The sequence below is a fragment of the Streptomyces sp. NPDC057654 genome (genome assembly GCF_042800135.1).
Taxonomy (GTDB): Bacteria; Actinomycetota; Actinomycetes; order Streptomycetales; family Streptomycetaceae; genus Streptomyces.
The window spans coordinates 1-6,004 of the sequence record NZ_JBHVHQ010000525.1 but is presented as its reverse complement, the minus strand read 5'-3'; the positions used below and the strand labels follow the sequence as shown (position 1 = coordinate 6,004).

Annotated in this window: 6 protein-coding genes; 5 read left to right on the top strand and 1 reads right to left on the bottom strand. The window is 73.7% G+C overall.

Annotated features, from left to right (window positions below; translation table 11 throughout):
- The first annotated feature begins 202 nt into the window (after nucleotides 1–202).
- Both ACFU99_RS29710 and ACFU99_RS29705 read left to right on the top strand, forming a co-directional pair.
- Nucleotides 203–397, top strand: a complete 195-nt coding sequence (locus ACFU99_RS29710) for a hypothetical protein (protein WP_030882634.1) — start codon at nucleotides 203–205, stop codon at nucleotides 395–397.
- A gap of 92 nt (nucleotides 398–489) precedes the next feature.
- The gene (locus ACFU99_RS29705; protein WP_384397879.1) at nucleotides 490–2,067 is read left to right on the top strand and encodes a hypothetical protein; all 1,578 of its coding nucleotides are present in this window, start codon (nucleotides 490–492) and stop codon (nucleotides 2,065–2,067) included.
- Nucleotides 2,068–2,156: 89 nt separating this feature from the next.
- Here ACFU99_RS29705 and ACFU99_RS29700 read toward each other — a convergent pair whose 3' ends face one another.
- Nucleotides 2,157–3,659 (bottom strand): PLP-dependent aminotransferase family protein, encoded by a 1,503-nt coding sequence (locus ACFU99_RS29700; RefSeq protein ID WP_384397877.1) that lies wholly within the window; start codon nucleotides 3,657–3,659, stop codon nucleotides 2,157–2,159.
- A 37-nt stretch (nucleotides 3,660–3,696) separates the two neighbouring features.
- On the opposite strand from ACFU99_RS29700, the gene ACFU99_RS29695 reads away from it, so the two are divergent.
- From ACFU99_RS29695 to ACFU99_RS29685, 3 genes are all read left to right on the top strand, one after another.
- Nucleotides 3,697–4,482, top strand: coding sequence for a YitT family protein (locus ACFU99_RS29695; RefSeq protein WP_384397875.1), 786 nt, complete (start codon nucleotides 3,697–3,699; stop codon nucleotides 4,480–4,482).
- On the top strand, nucleotides 4,482–5,249 hold the full coding sequence (locus tag ACFU99_RS29690) for a glycerophosphodiester phosphodiesterase (protein WP_384397873.1): 768 nt from the start codon (nucleotides 4,482–4,484) through the stop codon (nucleotides 5,247–5,249). Before ACFU99_RS29695 ends, ACFU99_RS29690 begins: the two co-directional genes overlap by 1 nt.
- Nucleotides 5,250–5,585: 336 nt before the next feature.
- Nucleotides 5,586–5,960 carry an RNA polymerase-binding protein RbpA gene (locus ACFU99_RS29685; protein WP_254741893.1) on the top strand — a complete coding sequence of 125 codons (375 nt, stop codon included), beginning with the start codon at nucleotides 5,586–5,588 and terminating at the stop codon, nucleotides 5,958–5,960.
- Nucleotides 5,961–6,004: the final 44 nt, after the last annotated feature.

The following is a 6,004-nucleotide window of genomic DNA, read 5'->3' as shown; positions in this document are numbered from 1 at the left end:
GATCGCCGCAGCGCGCGGGGCCGGGCCGTTGCCTGAATTTCCCGGAGTTTCCGGCGTTCCCGGCGTCCTCACCCACGCTACAAGCAGCCATTGGGATGACTTTGATGATGAATCACCCATTCGCCCCTTTTGTCATGTAGGCACCTTCTGTGAGGCTGGAAGAACTCATGGTGACCGTCCCCCACCACCCAGGAGAAACCCCATGATCCTGACCATCTCGGGCGTAGTGCTGCTCGGTGTCATCGTGTTCCTCTTCTTTCGCAAGGACGGCCTCAAGGCGTCCCACGCCCTCGTCTGCGCCCTCTTCGGCTTCTACCTCGCGGGCACCGCCATCGCTCCCAGCATCAAGGCCGGCGGCGCCAGCCTCGCCAGCCTGCTGGGCGGGCTCAAGTTCTAGGCCCGGGCCACGATCCGGCGGACCGGGCCGGAGCCCCCCAGGAGCCCGCGCCGAGCCGCCCGTCACCGCATCACGACCAACTGGAGACCGACGTGGGCCGGCGACCGCTCCCCCGCATCCTCACCGCCAGCGCTCCGATCGTCCGCGGCCGCGTGTACGCGCGCACGGCCGCCGACACCGCGACCGATGTGCTCTACCCGCTGATCGTCATCGCGCGGGGCCTGCGCGGCCTGGCCGCCGCCGGGCGGCGCAGGTGGGCGGCGACCCCCAAGGAGCGGCGCGGCCCGACGCTGTTCGGGCTGGCCGGCTGTGTGCTCGCTCTCGCGCTGATGCCGTACGGGCCGCTGCTCGCCCTGGTCGCGCTGATGGCCGCGGCGGCGTGGGCCGGGCGCGACCGCACCCCCGCGGACACCGGGCCGGGCGAGGCCGAGGCCGGGCGGCTGCGAGCGCTGTACGACGCCCTCGTGCCGTACTTCTCGGCGGCTGAGGACCCCGACCCCCTCTACACGCACGGCGGGGACTGGGAGGAGGCGTTCAGCGAGCACGAGTTCGACGACGACGGGCGGCTCGTCGGCCTCCGGCTGCGCTATCCGGCCTACTTCACCGACGGCGAGGCCGAATCCCGCGCCAGGATCGAGCAGTTGCTGCACGCCAAGTGCGGCCGGGGCCGGGAGTACCTCTTCGACTGGGACGAGGAGGGCAACCAGCTGCGGCTGAGCGTCCTTTCGGCGCTGCCCACCGACATCGGCGCCCAGCGGTTCGTGACCTCGCCGGGCGAGACCGTGCTCGGTTTCACCGACCCCTCCGGCGTGCCGCGGACCCTGCCGGTGACCGACGGCCCGGCGACGCGCGACGCGTCCCCGGTGGTGTGGCGCACCGGGGCGCGCTCCACGGAGCCGCATCTGCTGGCGCTCGGCCAGCCCGGCAGCGGCACCACGACGCTGCTGCGCTCGATCGTGCTCCAGGCGCTGCACCACGGCGACGTGCTGGTGATCGACGGCAGCGGCACGGGCGAGTACGCGTGCCTGTCCGGACGGGAGGGCGTGCTGGCCGTCGAGTCGGGCCTCGCGGGGGCCCTCGCCACGCTGGAATGGGCGGCGCACGAGACGGAGCGGCGGCTGATCGCCGCCAACCGGGCCCGCCAGCTGGGCAGGCCCGTGCCGCAGGACGCGCGCCGGCCGCTGTGGATCATCGTGGACCGGCCGGGCGTGCTGAGCCATCTCGCGGCGGCCGACGGGCGGAGCGAGCCGCAGAACCTGCTGCACGTGCCGCTGCGGCACGGCCGCACGGCCAATGTCACGGTCGCGGTGGCCGAGCAGTTCGACGCGGTGGAGGCGCTCTGCGCGCCGGTCCGCACCCATACCCGCGCCCGGGTCGTGCTCGGCCCCGTCACCGCCGAGCAGGTGCGGACGGTGCTCGGCGTGCCGCCGCACACGACGCCCGCCCGCGAGGTGCCGCCCGGCCGCGGCTACGCCCGGCTCGGCGCCGGGCCCGTCCACCGGCTTCAGGTGCCGGCCACCCCGGACCCGTACGACGAGGAGGCGGGCGAGGCGCAGCGTACGGCCGTCACGGAGCTGCTGCCGCGGCGCACGGCGGCTGCCGGGGAGGCGGCGCACGGCGTGGAGGCGTGCCCCGACGGCGACGGTCCGCTGCCGGTTCAGGCGACGTAGCGGCCCGTTCGAACGGCTTCGGACGGCTTCGGACGACTTCGGACGGCTTCGGACGGCTTCGGACGGCTTCGGACGACGCAGCCGCCTGATCAGGCGACGTAGCTGCGCGGGGCCTCGGCCTCGGCCGTCGCCCCGGTCGCCACGAGGCGGGCCGCGGCGGCGAGGCGGACCGCTGCCTCCTCGGCGACGGGCCCCGCGACGGTGAACGGCAGCCGCACATACCCCTCGAAGGCGCCGTCCACACCGAAGCGCGGGCCGGCGGGCACGCGCACGCCGAGCCGCTCGCCCGCCTCGGCGATGCGCGAGCCGGACAGGCCCCCGGTGCGGGTCCACAGGGTGAGGCCGCCGTGCGGGACGGTGAACTCCCAGTCGGGCAGGTGGCGCCGGACCGCGGCGACGAGCGCGTCGCGGTTCTCGCGCGCCTGCGCGCGCCGCAGGTCGGCGGACTCGTCCCAGCCGTCGGTGGTGAGCAGCCAGGTGACGGCGAGCTGTTCGAGTACGGGCGTGCCGAGGTCCGCGTAGGCGCGGGCGGCGACGAGGCTGCGGATGACGTCGGGGGCGGCGCGGACCCAGCCGATGCGCAGCCCGGCCCAGAAGGACTTGCTGACGGAGCCGACGGTGATGACGGCGCTGCCCGCCGGGTCGAAGGCGCAGACAGGGCGGGGCCGTTCGACGCCGGGGTCCAGGCACAGTTCCGACATGGTCTCGTCGGCCACCAGGACCGTACCGGCGGACCGGGCGGCCTCGACGAGCCGGCGGCGCTGCTCTTCGGGGGCGAGCGCCCCGGTGGGGTTGTGGAAGTCGGCGACCACGTACGCCATGCGGGGCGCGGCGTCGCGCAGGACCTGCCGCCAGGCGGGGATGTCCCAGCCCGCGAGGGCGTCGGCCATCGCGACGGGCACGAGGCGGGCGCCGGTCTCGCGCATCAGCTGGAGGACGTTGGCGTACGAGGGCGACTCGACGGCGACGCGCTCGCCGTGGCCCGCGATGAGGCGGCAGATGGCGGCGACGGCGCCCATGGCGCCGGTGGTGACCATGATCTGCTCGGGCATGGTCGGTATGCCGCGGGCGGTGTAGCGGTCGGCGATGGCCTCGCGGAGCACGGGGAGGCCGGCCGGGAAGTCGCCGTGGGTGTGGGCGTAGGGCGGCAGTTCTTCGAGGGCGCCCTGGAAGGCGCGGGTGAGCCAGGGTTCGGGCGCGGGCAGGGCGGCGCAGCCGAGGTCGATGACGGAGGCGGCGGTCTCCGGCGGCAGCGGGTCGAGGCCGCGGGTGGGCAGCGGCTTCCCGGCGGGCACGGAGGTCCAGCTGCCCGCGCCGCGGCGCGACTCCAGGAACCCCTCGCCGCGCAGTGCCTCGTAGGCGGCGGCGACGGTGGTGCGGCTGACGGCGAGGGCGGCGGCGAGTTCGCGCTCGGCGGGCAGGCGGGCGGCGACGGGGACGCGTCCTTCGAGGATGAGCAGCCGGACGCCGTCGGCGAGCGAGCGGTAGGCGGGCACACGTCGGGCGCCGGGGGTCCCGGCGGCGCGGGCGTGCTGCGATCCGAGGAGGCGGGCGAGCTGCGGGGAGCCCACCGCCGAGGTCCACTGGCTCATCGTTTGCGGTCCACCTTCCGGGGATTGGCCATGGATCATGAGATGTCCCAGGCCACAGGGTGTCACGAAGCAGGCCACTTCCACTACAGCCCAGTGTGTGACACGACCCGAGGAGCCAACGTTGTCCGCAGCGTCCACAGCAGGTGAAGGAGCGGCTGAAGAAAAGGCCGAAGGACGGGCTCCGCTCTGGCGGCGGCTCGTGCGGCTGTATGCCGGGCTGGCGCTGTACGGGGCGAGCTCGGGGCTGCAACTGCGCGCGGGGCTGGGGCTCGCGCCGTGGGACGTGCTCAACCAGGGCGTCGCGCGGCACACGGGCATCTCCATCGGCACGGCCTCGATCGCCATCGGGGCACTGGTGCTGCTGACGTGGGTGCCGCTGCGGCAGCGCCCCGGCCTCGGGACGGTCTCGAACGTCCTGCTGGTCGGCCTGTCGATGGACGCGACGCTGAGCCTGGTGCCGCAGCCGCACTCGCTGTGGCTGCGGATTCCGCTGCTGGCGTTCTCCGTCGCGCTGTGCGGGGCGGCCACCGGGCTCTACATCTCGGCGCGGTTCGGCACCGGTCCGCGCGACGGCCTGATGACCGGGCTGCACCGGCGCACCGGCCGCTCCATCCGCCTGGTGCGGACCGCCATCGAGGTGACCGTGCTGGTGACGGGGTTCGCGCTGGGCGGGTCCGCCGGGGCGGGCACGGTGCTGTACGCGCTGGGGATCGGCCCGCTGTCGCAGTTCTTCCTGCGCCGCTTCGGGGTCGCGACGACGGTCGGGCCCTCCACGGTGGTGGCGCGCGGCGGGCGGGCGCGGCGCGCGATACTGCCGCGGTGATGCCCGTACGCCATGCCTTCCTCGACCACCCCACGCCGCTCGCCTTCGCCCACCGGGGCGGTGCGGCGGACGGCCTGGAGAACACCGCTGCCGCGTTCCGGCAGGCGGTGGACGCCGGTTACCGCTACCTGGAGACCGATGTGCACGCCACGTCGGACGGGGCGCTCGTCGCCTTCCACGACCCGACGCTGGACCGGGTCACGGACGCGCGCGGCGCGATCGGCGCGCTGCCGTGGCAAGCGGTGCGGAGGGCGCGGGTGGGCGGCACGGAGCCGCTGCCGCTCTTCGAGGAGCTGCTGGAGGAGTTCCCCGGCGCCCGGTGGAACGTGGATGTGAAGGCGGAGGCGGCGCTGGAGCCGCTGCTGGACCTGGTGCGCCGGGCGGACGCCTGGGACCGGGTGTGCGTCGGCTCGTTCTCGCAGGCGCGGATCGTACGGGCGCGGCGGCTGGCCGGGGCGCGGCTGGCCCACTCGCTGGGCACGCGCGGCGTGGTGGGGATGCGGCTGCGCTCGTACGGGCCGCCCCGGCTCCCGGTCCGGCCGGCGGAGGCGGTGTGCGTGCAGGTGCCGGAGCGCCAGTCGGGGGTGCGGGTGGTGGACCGGCTTTTCGTGCGGCACGCGCACGCGCGCGGGATGCAGGTGCATGTGTGGACGGTGAACGAGGCGGAACGGATGCGGGCGCTGCTCGATCTCGGGGTGGACGGGATCATGACCGACCGGCTCGGGACGCTGCGGGATGTGCTGGCCGAGCGCGGCGCGTGGACGTGATCAAGGCGCGTGGACGTGATCAAGCCGCGACCGGCTCTCATCCGACCGGAATGCGATCCTCGTGTTCCGGTCCTGATTTAGAGCTGGGGCGACCGGGCGGGTAGTGTACGCCTTTGGCCCACCGGGCGGACCGTTACTGCGCGCTGAAACGGTGCAAACACAGGGTGACATCTGCTGTCAGATGTGACAAACCGGGCGTGGGTGGGTACAACAAGGGGCGACACGACGGGCGACGCATGTCCCGAAACGGGAATCTTCACCGCCGACCGGACGTTGACCGGATGACGACGACAGCGACACCTGTCCTGTGGGCGACAAGCCCGGGAGGCACGATTCATGAGTGAGCGAGCTCTCCGCGGTACGCGACTCGTGGTTACCAGCTACGAGACCGACCGCGGCATCGATCTGGCCCCGCGCCAGGCGGTGGAGTACGCATGCCAGAACGGACATCGATTTGAGATGCCGTTCTCGGTAGAGGCGGAAATTCCGCCGGAGTGGGAGTGCAAGGCGTGCGGCGCCATGGCACTCCTGGTGGACGGCGATGGGCCGGAAGAGAAGAAGGGCAAGCCCGCGCGTACGCACTGGGACATGCTCATGGAGCGGCGCACCCGCGAGGAGTTGGAGGAGGTGCTGGCCGAGAGGCTGGCCGTGCTCCGCTCCGGTGCCATGAACATTGCCGTGCATCCGCGGGACAACAGGAAGTCTGCCTGACCGCGCAACACCGCACCTAGACAGAGCCGCGGGCCGTGGCACAC